Source organism: Desulfospira joergensenii DSM 10085 (assembly GCF_000420085.1).
GTDB lineage: Bacteria > Desulfobacterota > Desulfobacteria > Desulfobacterales > Desulfobacteraceae > Desulfospira > Desulfospira joergensenii.
The window spans coordinates 1,088,554-1,105,704 of record NZ_ATUG01000003.1 but is presented as its reverse complement, the minus strand read 5'-3'; the positions used below and the strand labels follow the sequence as shown (position 1 = coordinate 1,105,704).

The window sequence follows — 17,151 nt, the reverse complement described above, 5'->3', positions numbered from 1 at the left end:
GGTGATGGAATATATGGTCCTTGAGTAAAGGATACGGAAACCTGACACTATATATGACCCCGGTTACAGGGGATGTGAATCCTGTCCATGCTGATTAAAAATCTATTCAGATACTGGACCTTTCAGGTGTTTTATCCGGGAACCGTTTTAAGGGAAAAATACGAAGCCTTTAAAAGATTGCTGGAGCACGACAGGTCCGCCCATGACCATCTGGCAGCCCTGGAGGACGTCTATTACAATCACAGACGGGTGGATTTCCAGGCAATCGTGAAAACATACGGCCGGTTCGCCGAATCGGTTTCAGGCATGGTTGAATCGCTGCTGACCATGTGCCCTTCGGACTATTGGAGCCTGAGAGACTATTTCAAAAAGTTTGATTTTTATGTCAGGTTCATGCTGGCTCCGCCGGAATTTGAATTTTCTCCCCCCTTTGTTGTCGGACTGGATACGGAGGCCTGTCTGGATGCGGCAATTGCCGGGAAAAAAGCAGCGGTCCTCTCCCGGCTGAATCAGGAGCTTCATCTGCCCGTGCCCCGGGGTTTTGTCATTACCACCCGGGCCTTTCAATATTTTCTGGAGGCCAATGACCTGCGGGAGCCGGTGAATGAAAAACTGGCTGTTCTGGACATCCACGATCCTGTTTCCCTGGAAAAGAGCTCCAATGAAATTGAGCAGATGATCCTGTCCGCCCCTGTTCCACGGGAGATTGAAATTGAAATCAACCGCTTTCTTAACCCCTTGAAATCCAAATCTTCCGGCCAGGAAAAGCAGGATCGTTTCAGGCTGGCCCTTCGCAGCAGCGCCGTTAAAGAGGATGGCCATTCCTCCTTTGCCGGCCAGTATCTCAGCCTGATGAATCTTGCGCCGTCCGGGGTGGCCGAAGCCTACAAGCGCATCATTGCGTCCAAATATTCTGCCAGGGCCCTGTTCTACCGGATCAGTTCCGGGATCCCCGACCATGAAACACCCATGGCGGTCCTGGCCCTTGAGATGAAAGATTCAGAGGCTGCCGGGGTTGTCTACACCCTGGACACAAAGACGCCTGGTTCGGGAAAACTGGTCATCCATTCGGTATGGGGCCAGGGCGGATTTCTGGTGGACGGCCGGGTTTCCCCGGATGTGATCCGGGTGGATAAAAAAAATCTTATCCTTGATGTCAAAGTTGAGGTTCAGGAGAGGGAAATGATCCTGGATCCGGGGAAGGGTACCCGGATTATAGAAACCGAACCGGACCGGCAGGGCCGGCTTTCCCTGGAGGAGGCCGATGCGCTTACCCTTGCCCGGTGGGGATCGGAGATTGAAGAGTATTTTAAAGGACCCCAGGATATGGAATGGTGCCGGGACCGGTCAGGCTCTTTGTTTGTCCTTCAGTCCCGGCCCCTGGGACTGCAGCAGACGGATCCCGGGACTCTGGAGGTTGAGGCTCCCGTCATCAGGGAAACGCCTGTCTGCTCCGGCGGGGAGACCGTGTGCAGGGGAACGGCTTTTGGTCCTGTCTATTATCTGAAAAATGCCAAGGATCTTAAAAATATTCCCGACAAATCAATTGTGGCCGCCTCCCATGCCCTTCCCGGGTTTGTCACAGCCCTCCATAAAATGGCCGGAATCCTTATCCAAACCGGAAGTTCTGCCGGCCATTTTGCATCCATTGCCCGGGAATTCAGGGTTCCGGCCATGGTCAATCCGGACCGGGGATTCCACGATCTTGAGATCGGTCAGGTGGTGACCCTGGATGCCACCAGATGCAGGATCTATCAAGGAGAAATAAACGCTCTGAAACGGGGGATGGGTCCGGCCGATGATCTTTTCAAGGACAGCTCCTTCATGGATAAGATGAGGTACGTGATTACTTTCTGCGCTGAATTGAGACTCACCGATCCCGAATCTGCTCAGTTCAAACCCGAGGGGTGCCGGTCCCTCCACGATATCATCCGCTTTGTCCATGAAACCGCCATGAAAGAGATGTTTTTCCAGGGGCAAAGGAAAGGGGCAAGGAAAAAAGGGGCCAGGCAATTGGTCTCTGGAATTCCCATGCTTTTATATGTCCTGGACGTGGGTTCCGGTAAGGAAACCGGATTGAAATCTCTGCCGGCAAAAGAACAAAGCCTGGGATTGGAACATGTGGAGTCCGTGCCCATGAAAGCCATGCTCAAGGGACTGGCCCATCCCGGGATCTCCTGGGAGGAGGCCCGTCATTTTGACTGGGAAGAGTACGACAGGATCGTCATGGCAGGGGGAATTATCTCTGCGGACTCCCCCCAGTTCGGCAGCTACGCCGTGGTTTCAAAGACCTATATGAACCTCAGCCTCAGGTTTGGTTACCATTTTGTGATCCTGGACAGCATCTGTTCCCATGACCGGGAGGGCAACCATATCCTGTTCCGCTTTTCCGGGGGCGGGGGCAATCCCGAAGGCAGGTGGCTCAGAGCCGGTTTTATCGGGAGGGTTCTGGAAAGACTGGGCTTCTTTGTCGAGATTAAATCGGATCTCATTGATGCCGGGTTGAGGCGGGCGGACCGGGAAACCATGAAAAAGACCCTGGATCTCACGGGCCGGCTTCTGGGGGCCACCAAGCTCATGGATATGTATTTGAAAGATGACAAAGATATTGAATCAAAGGCCGACGAGTTCATGAAGGGCCGGTATGATTTCCGGCCCCGAAATCGGGCTTTATCCGAAGAAAAGAGAGACTGATTTCCCATGACAGACTATTTGCCGACCTGGATCACGGACAGCCTGGCCGTCGGACATGCGCCCATGTCCTATGCACAGCTGGATACCATTAAAAAGAAAGGCATTGATGCCATTGTCAACCTCTGTGCCGAGTTCAGCGACCTCCATGAACTGGAATCCTCTTCCGGGTTTGAGGTATATTACCTGCCCATCTGGGATGAGGATGTCCCCGGGGAAGAGGATATGGAAAAGGCCCTGGCCTGGCTGGATGAAGCCATTTATCTTGGCAAGAAAGTATTGATCCACTGCCGTCACGGCATCGGCCGGACCGGAACCTTTGTCACGGCCTATCTGATCCGGAAGGGTCTGGGGATGAAAGGGGCCGCAAAGATATTAAAAGCCTCCCGGGCCAATCCCTCCAATTACGGGCAGTGGAAACTGGTCAAGAAATATCATAAAAAATCCGGGATCCTCAGGATCCGGGAGCCTTCCCTGGAAGTGAAAAACCGGGTGGATCTGAGCCGTTTTTTTTCCGATTATGAGTCCCTGGTCAGTAAGATAGACCGGGAAGCCGAAACCCATGATACAAAAGGCAAAACCCCCTGCGGTCAGGGAGGCCATTCCTGTTGTTCAGAACCCTTTGAGATCCAGTTCATGGAAGTGGTTTATCTTTATTTCCAGATGGGACGGCGGTTCACATCGGCCCGGAGGGAGGAAACCATTTCAAGGGCGGCCCGGGCTCTTAAAAATAAATCATCTGCCTGTCCTTTCAACCGGGGAACGGGCTGCGAGATTTCTGAGTTCAGACCGGTCCGGTGCCGGATTCACGGAGTCAAAGATTTCATGGCGGACCGGATGGAGATTGAAGACATGCTGTTTGAGCTTTCAAGGGCCGTATTCCTGGCCTTTTCCGGAAAATTTCTGACAAACGACCAGTTCAGATTCACCGTGGCCGAGACCGTTTCCGGGAAATTCGTCCAGGCCTATTTTAACCACATGATCGCAGCCGGACGGAATCAATAGGTTTTTTCCGGAAACCTTTTTTCCTCCATCCTTCCGTCCTCGACAGGAAAGGCTTTCAGGTGGCAAGCACCTTTTCCACCTTATCCTCCAGTTCGTCCTTGTCAATGGGCTTGACGCAGTATTCACTGGCGCCCAGTCTCAGACTCTCCCGGGCGGTCTCAATGGTGGGGTAGCCCGTGAGCATGATGACCCGAAGTTCAGGAGAGCGCTTTTTCATTTCTTCCAGGACTTCCACACCGCTCATTTTCTTGAGTTTGATATCCAGGATGGCCAGGTCGGCCCCGGAGTTCTCCACGTGGGAAATGGCGTCTTCCTCTTCGGTAAAGGGAATCACCTTGTGTCCTTTTCTTTCAAGGATCCGTTTGATCAGGTTGCCTGCGTCCAGTACGTCGTCCAGCACGAGGATATTCGCCATTTTATGCTCCTTCCATCCGGTTTGAACCCAGGGGTAAGGATACGATGAATTGGGTCCCCTGTGCAAGGGTCTTGTCAGATATGGGGGGAGAATGGGCCTTGATTCTTCCGTTGTGCTCTTTGATAATGCCGAAACTCACGGAAAGTCCGAGCCCGGTTCCCTGGTCCGGACCCTTTGTGGTGTAAAAAGGTTCAAAGATCTTTTGTATTTCCTCCCTGCCGATGCCGCATCCCGTGTCCGTAATCGAGATCTCAATCTCTTTTCCGGCTTTTGCCTCCCGGGTGGTGACATGGATTTGTCCGTCCTCTCCAATGGCATCAAAGGAATTGTGCAGCAGGTTGATGAATACCTGTTTGATTTTTTCCGGATCTCCGTTCATGATCAGCGGGCGGCCATGGTATTGGCGTGAAATATTCACATGGTTGAGGCTGAAGGTATGATCCACCATGGAAACCACCTCTTCCAGGGCCTCGTTTACGTCAAACCGGGAGATTACACGGTCGCCGGACCGGGAAAAATTCAAGAGATCCTTAACGATCCGGGCGCAGATCTTTGTCTGTTTAACAATGGATATCAAATCTCCATGGATCTGGCCCTCCTTTTCCACATCTTCCAGAAGGAGCTGCCCATATCCCAGGATGATGCCCAGGGGGGTATTGATTTCATGGGCCACACCTGCGGCCAGTCTTCCAACGGATTCCATTTTCTGGGCATGGGTGAGCTGTTCCTGGACCCGTTTGAGCGGGGTGATGTCCCGGCCGCTGCAGACCAGTCCCTTGGAGCGTTCTTCGGTTTCCGATACACAGATTTTGACCACGTGGAGCCATTTGCTTCCCTTTGGACCGGTGACCTGGTTTTCCTTGATCAGAGGAATCCCGGTTTCCAGGACTTTCCGGTCCTCTTCATTGTAGCGCTCTGCATGGGAGGGGGGAAACAGGTCGGCGTTGACCCTTCCCACGATTTCATCCTTGGTTTTGCCCAGCATTTCACAAAAAGTGCGGTTGACAGAGACAAAACGCCCTTCCTGGTCCTGGAGGGAGATAAAGTCCGGAATGGCGTCCAGGATGGTCTGGAGTCGGATTTTCTGATCGCTCAGAATCTTTTCAGCTTTTTTCAGGACAGAGAGATTGCCTTTCAGGGAAAGGGTCATGGCATCAAAGCTTTCCGCCAGGCTTTGGATCTCATCCCCGGAGCACTGCTTGTATACCTGGCACTGCCGGCAGGATTCAATTTTTTTCGCATATTCGCCCTCAATACATGTGGGGCAGAGGGTGCCGGCCAGGTACCAGCACCGGTGGTGGTAATTTTTATAGGCCGGACATTCCTGCCTGTGGCAAAGCATGATATCCCAGCAGTTCTTCCCCAGCATGGGGGCCGTGTGGACGTCCAGGTTTCCCCTTAATGCCTGTTCGGAAGAGTCATGGAGTTTTTTAATGCTCCGGGTCATCGGGTTGACCAGCAGGGCTCCCACAAATCCGGCCGTAAATATGGCCAGAACAATGATGATAATGGTGGAAACCAGAATCTGATTGACCACCTTTTCGGCCCGGCTCTGGAAAAGGCCCAGACGGAGGGTCCCCAGTGAATCTCCATTGACCTTCACGGGTACGGCATAATCATAGACCCTCTGGTCGCCGGTATCCAGAAGCTGGAGAGAGGCTGTCCCCCGGTCTGATACCTGGTTTGCGGCCTTAAGCTGAACCGGGAATCCGTTTTTAAAGGTATGGACCAGGGGATTGCCCTCCCGGTCCAGGACAAAGGTGTAAAAGATATCCTGGTCCAGCCGGACCGTTTCATCCACCAGGACCTTCATCCTCAGAAAATCCATGGCCAGCATGGGCTCTACCAGGCCCACGGAAAGGCTGTTCCCAATGGACGCCCCTCGGTTTTTTATTTCGTCCAGCATGGATTCTTTCATGACATGGCTGATCCATGCAAAGATCACCAGTCCCTGGACCAGAAGAAGAAAGAAAAAGCCCAGATATATTTTTCCCCGCAGACCCAGTTTCATCGGTTAAGATCCATTCCCAGCCGGGCCGTCAGATCACGGATCGAATCAAAATCGGAATCCCTGGACGGGATCACCTTTATGAACTCGGCCGCCTCCAGAATTTCCCGGTGGTCTGCATGGTTAAAATCAAGTTTTATCAGGGCCTGCCTGATCTTTTCAAGACGGGTTTGGTCAAGATGAGGGCCGGCGGCATAGACCCAGCCCGGATAGGCATCCGTCCGGGAAAGGATTTTGATTTTCGGGACATCGATCTTTCCGGCCACAACATCCAGGGAGCCTTCCCGGATGGTTCCGATATCGTATTTGCCCGTATAGACCGAGAGAATCACCTTTTCCTGTTTTCCCCCGGGTCCCGGGGCAAAGGCAATTTCCTTGAAATCTTTCCAGAGGATTCCGTGATTAAAGAAAAGACCCAGGGGAAATAAATATCCCCCGGCCGAGGTCGGATCCACGGCAATCCATTTTTTGTCCCGGCAGTCGGATAGGGTTTGGATATCCGGATTGTCCTTCCGGCAGATGATCTGGCCCCTGAATTTGTCTTTTCCCGTGACCTCCACAATCCGGGCAAAGGCCCGGGCGTTGTATTGCCGGGCAATTTTTACATAGATAAATGGATTTGAAAAGGAAATATGGATCTTGTTCTGTCCCACCAGTTTCATGTGCTGGTCAAAGGTGCCGGGAAAGATCTGCCTGATGTTAAGGCCGGTTTCCTTGCGCAGGTACCGGACCAGGGAATGGTGGCGGGTATAGGAAACCGTATGTGAATACTGGGGCAGGTAGGCATAGGAAATCACTCCGGGTTCTTCCCGGATGGTGATCTGCTCGGTCTGGGTCAGATCCACCCTGAGGGCGGATTCATTCTCGCCGCACCCCCACAGGGGCAGACCCAAAAAAAGAAAAAATATCCATTTAAACTTCATGTCACGGACCTTGTATGATTCTCCAATCCGTACCAATATTTAAAATTCAAGTAAAGGAAATTCCCAACCGGATTTCCAGATGGACAGGATTTGAACCGGAAAAGGGATAAAAGAAATGTTTCAACAGAACGGGTGTTCTCCTGGAATTTTCCCCGGGGCTGAGTTTTCATGGTTGGGGTTTACAATTTTATTGAAATCCTGTAGATATCCCGGTCTGCATTGAAAGATAACGCATAAAATCGGTTCCCGGAATATCGGGACTGCCCGGAATAGATAAATGACCCCTGTATTTGGCATTGATTTTGGCACATCCAACTCGGCCCTGTCCGTGAACCTGGACAATAAGGTCTCCCTGCTCAACGTTGACCCGGAAAATCCTCTTTCCAATTCCCTCAAGTCCATCCTCTACTTTATAAAGGAAGAGGGGCATACGCGGTCCTTTGTGGGCTATGAAGGAGTTCTGCAATACATGGAAAACGAGGCGGAAGGCCGGTATATGCAATCCGTCAAGACCTTTCTGCCGGATACCGGGTTTCAGAAAACATCGATTTACGGCAGGTCTTACACCCTGGAAGATCTGATCTCCCTGATTCTGAAAACCATGAAAGAGAGGGGCCAGGACATTATCGGCCGGGAAGTGAACCACCTGGTGCTGGGCAGGCCGGTGATCTTTTCCCGGGACAAGGAGCGGGAGCGGACCGCAACGGACCGTCTGGTCCGGGCGGCCCGGCTTGCAGGCTTTAAGGAAGTCCGCCTCCAGATGGAACCCGTTGCAGCGGCCCTGGCCTATGAAAGCGGACTGCCCGACAATGAAGAACAGCTGGTCCTGGTCGGGGATTTTGGGGCAGGCAGTTCTGACTTCACCGTTCTCAGGGCCAGAAAACGCATGGCTGCGGGGGAAGACCGCTCCCGGGACATCCTGTCCGTGGGGGGGCTCTATATCGGCGGGGATAATTTTGATTCCCAGATCATGCGCCACAGGGTGGCCTCCCTTTACGGAAAGGATGTCAAGGCCAAATCCATGTTCAGCGACAACCTCACCGGCCTGTCCCCCCTGGTCCTGAGGGACCTGATGCAGTGGCATCATATCCCCCGGCTCAGGCGGCCCGGCACCATGGAGCAGATCAAGGAGCTGAAGGTCTGCGCAAAGTTCAGGGACAAGGCCCTCCTGGAAAACCTTGAGAATTTGATCAACGCCAACTACGGGTACCTGCTTTACCGGGCCATTGAGACGGCCAAATGCAGGCTCTCCGGCCATGAAGAGGCCCAGGTACGGTTCAGGGATTACGGCATGGTGATTGACGAGGCCCTCAGCCGAAGCGAGTTCAACGAGATGATTGCCGAACAGGTCGCGGAGATCCGCCAATGTGTCGAACAGACCCTTGACGGGGCAGGCCTTGGACCGGACAAGATCGATGCGGTCTTTCTCACAGGAGGCTCTTCCTATATTCCCCTGGTCCGTTCCATATTCGAAACCCGGTTCGGGGTCCCAAAGATCCGGTCCTCAGATGCATTTACCAGCGTGGCGTACGGCCTGGGCCTCCAGGCAAGCCTTGGGTTTTCCTAATTGGGTTTGGACTGTCCGGATGCCAAATTTAGGGTGGCGGCCTTGGGGGCATATGAAGGGTAGATAGAACCTGTTGTTCTCAGGGGAAGAGATTTTCAGCCAGGTATTCTATCGTATGTCTGACCTCAGAATTCACCTTCTTTGAGCCGAATTTTTCTAATCCGTCCTTGAGGGCGATGATGCATGCCGGGCATCCAGTGGCAATACGACGGGAACAGGTCATCTGAATCGAATCTATCTTTTCGGCTAAAATCTTATGGTAGTTATTCAGGTGGGTGACCCCGTAGCTTCCGCCGGACCCGCAGCACCTGTCAGGCCGATCCATTTCCCTGAATGAATCCTGAACAACCATGTTCAACAACTTTCTGGGTTCTGAGGCAATATTCTGTCCCCTGACCAGATGGCAGGGATCGTGATAGGTGATGGGATCCTGGGATTTTTTGCCTGTCATTTTTTTCAAGGCATTTTCATGGTATCGGATAAGATATTCGGATATGTCAAGGGTCCGGCCGGCAATGTCCAGGCTTTCCCCGGCCCATTTTTCATGGTTGCACAAAAGCTGGGGATATTTTTTCTTGAGCATGAAACCACCCGATGCGCAGAGTGTGATGATTTTACAATCCGGATACCGGGACAGGACATCGATATTCTGCTTTGCTATCTTGGATATCGTTTCAATATCACCGCCGGTCTCTACAGGGGCACCGCAACACCCCTGATCGACCGGGATAATGATGCCTACCCTTAATTTTTTTAAAACACGGACCGCAGCATGCCCGATCTGCGGCATTAAATGGTTTACAGCGCAGCCGGTAAACAAAACGATTCTTTCTCCCGGGGGATCCTGACCGATATGTTCCGGCAGGCTTTCCCTGAAGGTCCTTGCCTGAAAAGACGGGATGTACCGGTCTGAATTGTCGAATGGGAACCTGTAGTGAAGACCGCTCGTCTCGGGTATTTTTTTGAATGCCAGGTCTTGAACCCATGCCGCTTTTTTAAAGATGAAATTGGATGTGCCCGGGTTTGAGAGTATCCCCCTGTAAATGACGGCCTTTACCGGAGACTGGCCGGTTTTGACCATGGCCAGTGCCCTGGCGGCAATGATGATCTTGTCGATTTGAACCCCGCTGCTGCAATTTTTAACACAGGCCAGGCATAGGAGACAATTATTTAACACCGATTTGAACTGCTTTGAAATACCGGCCTGGGCGTCGTAAACGGATTCAAATAAGGAGAGCTTGCCCCTGGCCGCATATTTTTCGACCCTGTTTTCCGAATCAAACACCGGGCAGACAGATCTGCAGGCACCGCATTTGGCACATTTTTTCATTTCCTGGGCAGCCTCTTGGACGAGGCGGTCTATATTCATTCAGGTTATACCCCTTTGGAATCTGGCTTGAAGATTTTCTATGATGGAGAACAATTGCAATTTATTGGGATTCGGGCATAAAAATTTTATTGGGATTGAGTATGTTATTGGGGTCAAGGGCGGATTTGATGGATTTCATGGCATTGATGGTTGGTTCATCAAGATTTAACCGGGTCCACTTTCTCTTGGTCAGCCCGATGCCGTGCTCGCCTGAAATTCTGCCGCCCAGATGTACGATTGCCCTGAAAACCTCGTCCACGCCCTGCAATACTGCCGGCTCTTCGTCGGAGATGATGTTTACGTGGATATTGCCGTCGCCGGCATGGCCAAAGGTGATGATCAATATTCCGAGTCTCCGGGCGATACGGTCCATTTTTTCAATGGCCTGGGGTATTTTTGACCGGGGCACCACAATATCTTCGCTGAGACGGACCTTTCCCAGGTTCTGCAGGGAAGGGGACACGGATCTTCTGGCCAGCCATAATTTTTCCTGTTCAGCCGGGTCTGTCGCGATTCTGGTATCCAGGCAGTGATGGTCCATACAGATTTCTTCCACCTTTTTAACCGTCTCGGTGATGTATTTTGGTTCACCGTCTATCTCTATTAAAAGAAAGGCTTTTGCATTTTCGGGCAGGCCGATATGAACACGTTTTTCCACGGCCCGGATGCAGTGCTGATCTAAAAATTCCAGGGTCGTGGGAATGATTTTCTTTTTGATGATAAAGGAGACCGCTTCTGCTGCCTTGACCATGGAAGGAAATGTGGCTGTAAACGTTGATTTGGATTCAGGTTTGGGCAGAAGTTTTAATATCGCTTTGGTAATGATGCCGAGTGTGCCTTCGGATCCTACAAAAAGCTGGGACATATTGTATCCCACGACATCTTTAACGCAGCAAGACCCGGTATGGATAATTTCTCCTGTGGCCAGCACAACCTCAAGTCCCATCACATAATCCTTGGTGACACCGTATTTTACGGCGCGCATTCCTCCTGAATTTTCTGCTATATTGCCGCCGATGGATGCGTACTTCATGCTGGCCGGGTCCGGAGGGTAAAACAGCCCCAGGCTTTCGACTCTTTGCTGCAGGGAATGGGTGACGACTGCGGGTTCAACTTCAGCGTACAAATTATCCGTATCTATGTGCAGGATTTTATTGAACAACTCCATGGAGATGACAATGCCCTTTTCACAGGGAACCGCTCCGCCGGTCATACCGGAACCGGCCCCCCTGGGATAAACCGGGATCTTATGCTTGTTGGCGATTTTAAGTATTTCAGACACTTCCCGGAGGGTCTGGGGGAAAACCACGCCCAGTGGAATTTTTTTGATGCGGGACGCATCGCAGGCATAGCAGATTTTATCTTCCCGGGCGGTTGAAAAACGGTGTTTGGGAACGATTTTGCTCATCTCTTTGATTGCAGCGGATTTCATTCAGTCTCCCATATTGTTAATCTCAAATAATGAGATCTATTTTCATATAATGAAATATATATTATATCTGGTAAGTCCAAAATTCAAGATTAATTTTTATGGGCTTACAATTACATTATATTGATTTTTAAACTAAAATTAAAATTATTCCCTATAAAAACAAAATTAAAATTCCTTATTATATGTCTTGACAAGATAGTTTTTACTGTGCAAATATGGGCTCGAATTTTAAATAACGAGATTTTACCGGTCTGTCCTGGGAGGGAAAATGAGTTTCGCTCAAACCTTGGAAAAAGCCTTGGATATCGTTGAAATGCTTGCCAAAAGCAACTCCTATCTAAGCACAAAAGATATCGCCCAAACACTCGACATGCCGCCTTCCACAGCGAATCGTTTCTTGAACACTCTTTATAGCAGAGGCTATCTCAATAAGCTGGAGGGATCAAAAAAATACGGATTAAGCGCCAAATGGTTAAGCCTGTGCGCCGGCCTGATCTCCCAGACAGATGTCCTTAAAAATGCTTTTCCCATCCTCTCCAGAGTCAGAGACCAGATCAAAGAGGCGGTTTATCTTGATGTGGTCGATAATAACGAAAGATTATGTGTTTTGTCCCTGCCGGGTCTTAATCCAGTAAGTGCCACCGTAAATGTGGGACACAGATCCCCCTTATGGGTGAGTGCCTCGGCAAGAGTTCTCCTGGCAGGGTTTGACGATTTCAAGCTTGACAACTATATGGACAAGCTGGAACCGAGAATTTTTGCCACAAATTCTTTTATGGATAAGGAAAGTCTCAAAAAAGAAGTCCTGCTAACGCGCCGGTTCGGAGTCACCCTGAGCTGTAACGAGTATCATGGCCAGCGGGCCAGTGTGGCCGCATCTGTCAGGGACTATACCGGCCAGACGGTTGCCTCTCTTGCCGTGGCCTTTCCGGACAACAAATTGGCAAAAGATCTGGTGGACAAATATTATAAGACCGTCGGGTATGCCGCATTGGAACTTTCCAGGTCCCTGGGCTTCTTCAATGACCAGGACCCGCCCTTTAGACTGCACTGCCCAGCCTATGTCCGTGAAAGGATTTTATAACCTCAAATAAAATCAGACCCTTTGAAAGGATCTGAACCATGGACTGAAAACCAAATGGGAATATAACATTTTAAAACACAGCCTCGCCCTGTATTCCAGAACATCTGACAATGGCTGTTCTGAAATGAGGCCCTTAAATAATGAACGGTTCCGGGCAGGGCAGGACCCCATAACTTAAGGAGTTGGTGTGATGATTAAAATGCGTGTTTGTCTCGTGATGTTCGGATGTCTAATGTTTCTTTTTCCCTCCCTTGTCCTGGCCAACGGCTTTCCTTCGAAATCGATGAGCATGATCGTGCCATACTCTGCAGGCGGTTCCACCGATATTGAAGCACGAATACTATCTGATCTGGCCAAAAAGTATACCGATGAACAGATCATCGTGGTCAACAAGACCGGCGGGGGCGCTGCCATCGGTTCCGCCTATACGGCGGCTGCCAAACCGGACGGATATACTTTTTTGTTCGCAGTTCCGGCCGTACTGACCGTCAAACCGTTCATGGTGAAAACCACTTATCAATTCGAAGATCTGGAGCCTCTGGTACGGATGAGCAATTCCCCGAGAATTCTGGTGGCCAAAGGAGGAACCCCGTTTAAAACATTTGATGAGCTTATCTCCTACGCAAAGTCCAATCCGAAAAAAGTCACCTATGCCTCCTCCGGCGCCGGGACAACCACCCATATTGCCGCAATGGCTTTCGCCCAAAAAGCGGATATAGAACTGAATCACGTTCCCTATAAAGGGGGGGCCAAAGCCATAGCCGCCCTTTTGGGGGGGCATAACGATCTTTTTGCAACGGTGCCTGCCGAGTGCATGCAATATGTAAAGTCCGGTGATTTAAAGGCCCTGGCCGTGTTTTCAAAAAAACGGCTTCCTGAACTTCCGGATGTTCCCACCATGATGGAAAAGGGGATCAATTTCAGTGACATGTCAGCCCGGGTGCTCTTTTTACCCAAGGGGGTTCCGGCTGAGGTCAAAACCTATCTGGAAGATCTGTTTGAAAAAATTGCCAATGATCCGGAAACCCCGAAAATGTTCGCAAAAATTAAGGACAAACTCGACTTTTTAAAGGGAGAGGGGCTCATGGAGGAACTTGAAGATCAGAAGCATCTGTACAGTGAGGTCCTTGAAGCGGCCGGATTGAAAAAATATTGATTCCAGCCAGGGCAGACAGGAAGATGACGCCTTTCTAATGAAAACGATGGACCCGCAAAAAGGCAGTCGGCTTTTCTTGCAGGTTCGTCAAAATCTAAGGGAAAAGAGGTTGATCAATGAAATCCGCACATGCTTGTGATAAAATCATCGGCCTTGGAATTGTTTTATTTTCCATGATTCTGCTCATCTTTATCATCCCGAGAGAATGCGACAGCTCAGGGGGTGGAGGGGGAATCGGCCCTGATTTTTTCCCGAATTTGATCACCGGGATTATGTGTGTTCTGGGGTTCTGGCTTTTTTTCAGGAAAAACGAGGCGCCCGAAGAAAATAAACAAAAGAGGCACACCGCAGCCGTCGTGGTTACGGCGATCATGCTCTTGGTTTACACCTATCTTGCCGAATACCTGGGCTATATCAGTTCCACTGCGGTTATCCTGCTTTTCTTTTTGATCTATTACGGTTGTCGGAACAAAATCATGATTCCGCTCATCGTCATCTTTGTGACCGGAGCCCTTTACCTGTTTTTCGGCCGGGTCATGCAGGTGATGCTTCCCTGCGGTATTCTGATCTGATTTGAAACGGAACACCCTTTAATGATTTCATAAGATAAGAAAGAAAAAGATATGGTTGAACATTTTATTGATGCGTTTGCCCTGATGGTTACTTTCAAAAACGTATTTTTTGCGGGCATCGGATGCTTTGTCGGTATCGTGGTGGGGGCGATACCCGGTATGACCGCAACCATGGCCATTGCCCTTTTGGTTCCCCTGACCTTTACCATGGAGCCAGTCACTGCCATCGCCACCCTGGTCGGCGTATATAAGGGAGGCATGTTCGGCGGTTCCATTCCCGCCATTTTAATCAATACCCCGGGGACGCCGGCTGCCTCTGCAACAGGCCTGGACGGCTATCCCATGGCCAAGAAAGGCCAGGCATTAAAGGCCTTGAAAATTGCTCTTTACGCATCCGTTATCGGCAATCTGATCACGGACGTCATCCTGGTCCTTGTCGCCCCGCCGCTGGCCAGAGCTGCATTGAAACTGGGGGCTCCGGAGCTCTTCTCCCTGATTCTCTTTTCCTTGACCATCATTGCTGCTGTGTCCGGGGATTCCTTGCTGAAAGGATTAATCGGTGCAAGCCTTGGCCTGCTCATCGCAACGGTGGGCATTGACCCCGTTGCCGGCAGTGCCAGATTTTCATTCGGTACCATGGAAATGCTCAAAGGCGTCGGATTATTGCCAATGCTCATCGGGCTTTTCGCCATTTCCGAACTCTTTTTCCAGGTGGATTCCGGATTGTTTGCCAAGGGTAGTGAGGCAAAGAGAGTGGTCAAGTATTCGAACAAACCCGAGGACAACTCCCTGACCTTGAAGGAATTGCTCGGCAGCCTGAAAACCATTATCCGGGGATCTGCGTTGGGTGCGTTTATCGGCGCCATTCCGGGACTGGGGTCGACCATCACGGCCTTTCTAAGCTACGGCATGGCCAAGAAAGGGTCCAAAAGGGGGGATGAGTTCGGATCCGGTGTGGTTGAGGGGGTTGCCGCGGCTGAGTCCGGAAACTCAGCGGTCTGCGGATCAGCACTGATCCCCCTTTTGACCCTTGGCATCCCCGGTGATATCGTCACAGCCATTTTGCTGGGTGCCTTTATGATCAAGGGCATTACTCCCGGCCCCCTGATATTTCAGGAAAACGGCAACGTGGTTTACGCCCTGTTTATCGGCTTGTTTATCTGCACCTTTTTGAACCTGGTCTTGGGCAGGATTCTGATTAACGGGGCCAAACTTATTTTGAAAATACCGGCCAATATCCTGTTTTCCATTATCATCGTTCTCTGTTTTATCGGAACCTATGCCGTTGATAACTCGCTTTTTGACGTTAAAGTGATGTTGATTTTCGGTCTTTTGGGATATTTTATGAGGCGGTTCGGGTTTCCCCTGGCCCCGCTTCTGGTGGCCTTTGTTCTGGAGCCCATGCTGGAAAACGGTTTTCGTCAGGCAATGGGAATGTCCTTTGGGTCTCCGGTCATCTTTTTTGCCAGGCCCATATCATTGATTTTGATTCTCCTGACCATCATCACAGTGGGAACGATCATATTCAGGCAGGTGAAAAACAACCGTCAGCCTCTGTATTGACCTGGATTGTTCTCTTTGCCCAGAAATCAGGCGATCTACGGGGAGGAGGGCGGTCCAGATATGAAAAGGGTATTAGATGGAATTTCCTGATTTTTTTGAAGTGACCCAGGGCAGCGACGAGCCCAGTATCAAGAACCTGACCGGTAAAATTCAATCGGATTTTGAACGGCTCTCCCTAGGTGGAAAGGTGAGGGCGGGCAAACGGGTGGCGCTGGCGGTGGGATCCCGTGGTATCAGCCGAATCCCTGAGATTGTGGGCACCATGGTATCCTGTCTGAAACAGATCGGCCTGGCTCCCTTTATCCTGCCTGCAATGGGATCCCACGGCGGTGCCACGGCGGAAGGCCAGAAAGAGATCCTTGCCGACCTCGGGGTCACGGAAGGGCGTGTGGGAGCGCCAATCCTATCCAACATGGACGTGGTTTCCCTGGGTTCTATTGACGGGGGAGCCAAGATTTTTTTATCCAGGGATGCCTATGAGGCAGACTATCTTGTGGCAATCAACCGCGTAAAACCCCACACGGCATTCCGAAATGATGTTGAATCCGGGTTGTGCAAGATGCTTACCGTTGGATGCGGTAAGGACAAGGGGGCTGCCAACATTCACAAGTACGATCTGGCAAAGACCATCGTTCCCGGTGCCAGGCGGATCATGGAAAAGGTGAATGTCCTTTGCGGCCTTGCTGTGGTAGAAACCCCGGGCCACGAAATTGCCCGGTTAGAGATTGTAGAGGCAAAGCAGATCATCGAGACGGACAGGCGCCTCTTACATGCCGCCTGGAAAATGTTACAAAGGATTCCTGTGGAAGATCTCGATTTTTTGATTATCGATGAAATGGGGAAAAATATCAGTGGCGCCGGGATCGATCCCAACGTGATCGGGCTTTGGCGCCGGGAAGGTGGTGAACGCCTCCCCGACTACAAAGTCCTTGCCGTATTGGATGTCACCCCGGAATCCCACGGCAATGCCATGGGGATCGGCATGGCAGACCTGACCACCTTCCGTGTCCGGGAAAAACTGGATATGGAGGCCATGTATACCAATGCATTGACGGCCTGGGTATTAAGGTCGGCCCGGATGCCCCTTTGTCTCAAAGACGACAAGACCCTTTTAAAAACGGTGATGGGCAAACTTCCCGACCTGAAAAGGGCCCGCATCGGCAGGATTACAAACACCTTGGCCCTGGATAGGATGTGGTTCACCAAACCCGTCCTGGCTCAACTTAAGGGGCAAGATCAAATAGATATCAATGAGGCCCCGCTTCCGGTTGCCTTTTCTGCCGATAACAGGCTGCTGCCCTTTTAATCTTTTTTTCAATATTGATCCTCCCCTGGTTCTTCCAGACATCCGGTTACGTCCCCTGCA

13 protein-coding genes are annotated in these 17,151 nt (G+C 50.9%); 8 read left to right on the top strand and 5 right to left on the bottom strand.

What is annotated here, in order from left to right; translation table 11 throughout:
* Positions 1 to 87 precede the first annotated feature (87 nt).
* Both F608_RS0129270 and F608_RS0129265 read left to right on the top strand, forming a co-directional pair.
* On the top strand, positions 88 to 2,694 hold the full coding sequence (locus tag F608_RS0129270) for a PEP/pyruvate-binding domain-containing protein (RefSeq protein WP_022669316.1): 2,607 nt from the start codon (positions 88 to 90) through the stop codon (positions 2,692 to 2,694).
* A 6-nt stretch (positions 2,695 to 2,700) separates the two neighbouring features.
* A complete protein-coding gene (locus F608_RS0129265; protein ID WP_022669315.1) occupies positions 2,701 to 3,696 on the top strand; it encodes a protein-tyrosine phosphatase family protein in 996 nt (331 codons plus the stop codon).
* Positions 3,697 to 3,751: 55 nt separating this feature from the next.
* Here the strand turns inward: F608_RS0129265 and F608_RS0129260 are convergent, their stop codons facing one another.
* Genes F608_RS0129260 through F608_RS0129250 form a run of 3 tightly spaced genes read right to left on the bottom strand, consistent with a single transcriptional unit; the run spans position 3,752 to position 7,042 of the window.
* The gene (locus F608_RS0129260; RefSeq protein ID WP_022669314.1) at positions 3,752 to 4,111 is read right to left on the bottom strand and encodes a response regulator; all 360 of its coding nucleotides are present in this window, start codon (positions 4,109 to 4,111) and stop codon (positions 3,752 to 3,754) included.
* A gap of 1 nt (position 4,112) precedes the next feature.
* Positions 4,113 to 6,122 (bottom strand): ATP-binding protein, encoded by a 2,010-nt coding sequence (locus F608_RS0129255; protein WP_022669313.1) that lies wholly within the window; start codon positions 6,120 to 6,122, stop codon positions 4,113 to 4,115.
* Positions 6,119 to 7,042, bottom strand: coding sequence for a phosphate/phosphite/phosphonate ABC transporter substrate-binding protein (locus F608_RS0129250; protein WP_022669312.1), 924 nt, complete (start codon positions 7,040 to 7,042; stop codon positions 6,119 to 6,121). Before F608_RS0129250 ends, F608_RS0129255 begins: the two co-directional genes overlap by 4 nt.
* 277 nt (positions 7,043 to 7,319) lie before the next feature.
* Here F608_RS0129250 and F608_RS0129240 point away from each other — a divergent pair, with 277 nt between their 5' ends.
* Positions 7,320 to 8,609: an Hsp70 family protein gene (locus F608_RS0129240; RefSeq protein ID WP_022669309.1), complete on the top strand. Its 1,290-nt coding sequence runs from the start codon at positions 7,320 to 7,322 to the stop codon at positions 8,607 to 8,609.
* A 79-nt stretch (positions 8,610 to 8,688) separates the two neighbouring features.
* Here the strand turns inward: F608_RS0129240 and F608_RS0129235 are convergent, their stop codons facing one another.
* Together F608_RS0129235 and F608_RS0129230 are read right to left on the bottom strand one after the other, a co-directional pair.
* Entirely contained in the window at positions 8,689 to 9,978 is a 1,290-nt protein-coding gene (locus F608_RS0129235) for a (Fe-S)-binding protein (protein ID WP_022669308.1), read from the bottom strand.
* A gap of 61 nt (positions 9,979 to 10,039) precedes the next feature.
* The gene (locus tag F608_RS0129230) at positions 10,040 to 11,410 is read right to left on the bottom strand and encodes an FAD-binding oxidoreductase (RefSeq protein ID WP_022669307.1); all 1,371 of its coding nucleotides are present in this window, start codon (positions 11,408 to 11,410) and stop codon (positions 10,040 to 10,042) included.
* A 268-nt stretch (positions 11,411 to 11,678) separates the two neighbouring features.
* Here F608_RS0129230 and F608_RS0129225 point away from each other — a divergent pair, with 268 nt between their 5' ends.
* From F608_RS0129225 to F608_RS0129205, 5 genes are all read left to right on the top strand, one after another.
* Positions 11,679 to 12,494, top strand: a complete 816-nt coding sequence (locus F608_RS0129225) for an IclR family transcriptional regulator (RefSeq protein WP_022669306.1) — start codon at positions 11,679 to 11,681, stop codon at positions 12,492 to 12,494.
* Positions 12,495 to 12,726: 232 nt separating this feature from the next.
* Positions 12,727 to 13,650 (top strand): tripartite tricarboxylate transporter substrate binding protein, encoded by a 924-nt coding sequence (locus tag F608_RS33905; protein WP_022669304.1) that lies wholly within the window; start codon positions 12,727 to 12,729, stop codon positions 13,648 to 13,650.
* Positions 13,651 to 13,766: 116 nt separating this feature from the next.
* Positions 13,767 to 14,222 carry a tripartite tricarboxylate transporter TctB family protein gene (locus F608_RS0129215; protein ID WP_022669303.1) on the top strand — a complete coding sequence of 152 codons (456 nt, stop codon included), beginning with the start codon at positions 13,767 to 13,769 and terminating at the stop codon, positions 14,220 to 14,222.
* 51 nt (positions 14,223 to 14,273) lie between these two features.
* Positions 14,274 to 15,785: a tripartite tricarboxylate transporter permease gene (locus F608_RS0129210; protein ID WP_022669302.1), complete on the top strand. Its 1,512-nt coding sequence runs from the start codon at positions 14,274 to 14,276 to the stop codon at positions 15,783 to 15,785.
* Positions 15,786 to 15,861: 76 nt separating this feature from the next.
* Complete coding sequence (locus F608_RS0129205) at positions 15,862 to 17,091, top strand: nickel pincer cofactor-dependent isomerase, group 22 (protein ID WP_022669301.1); 1,230 nt, start codon at positions 15,862 to 15,864, stop codon at positions 17,089 to 17,091.
* Positions 17,092 to 17,151: the final 60 nt, after the last annotated feature.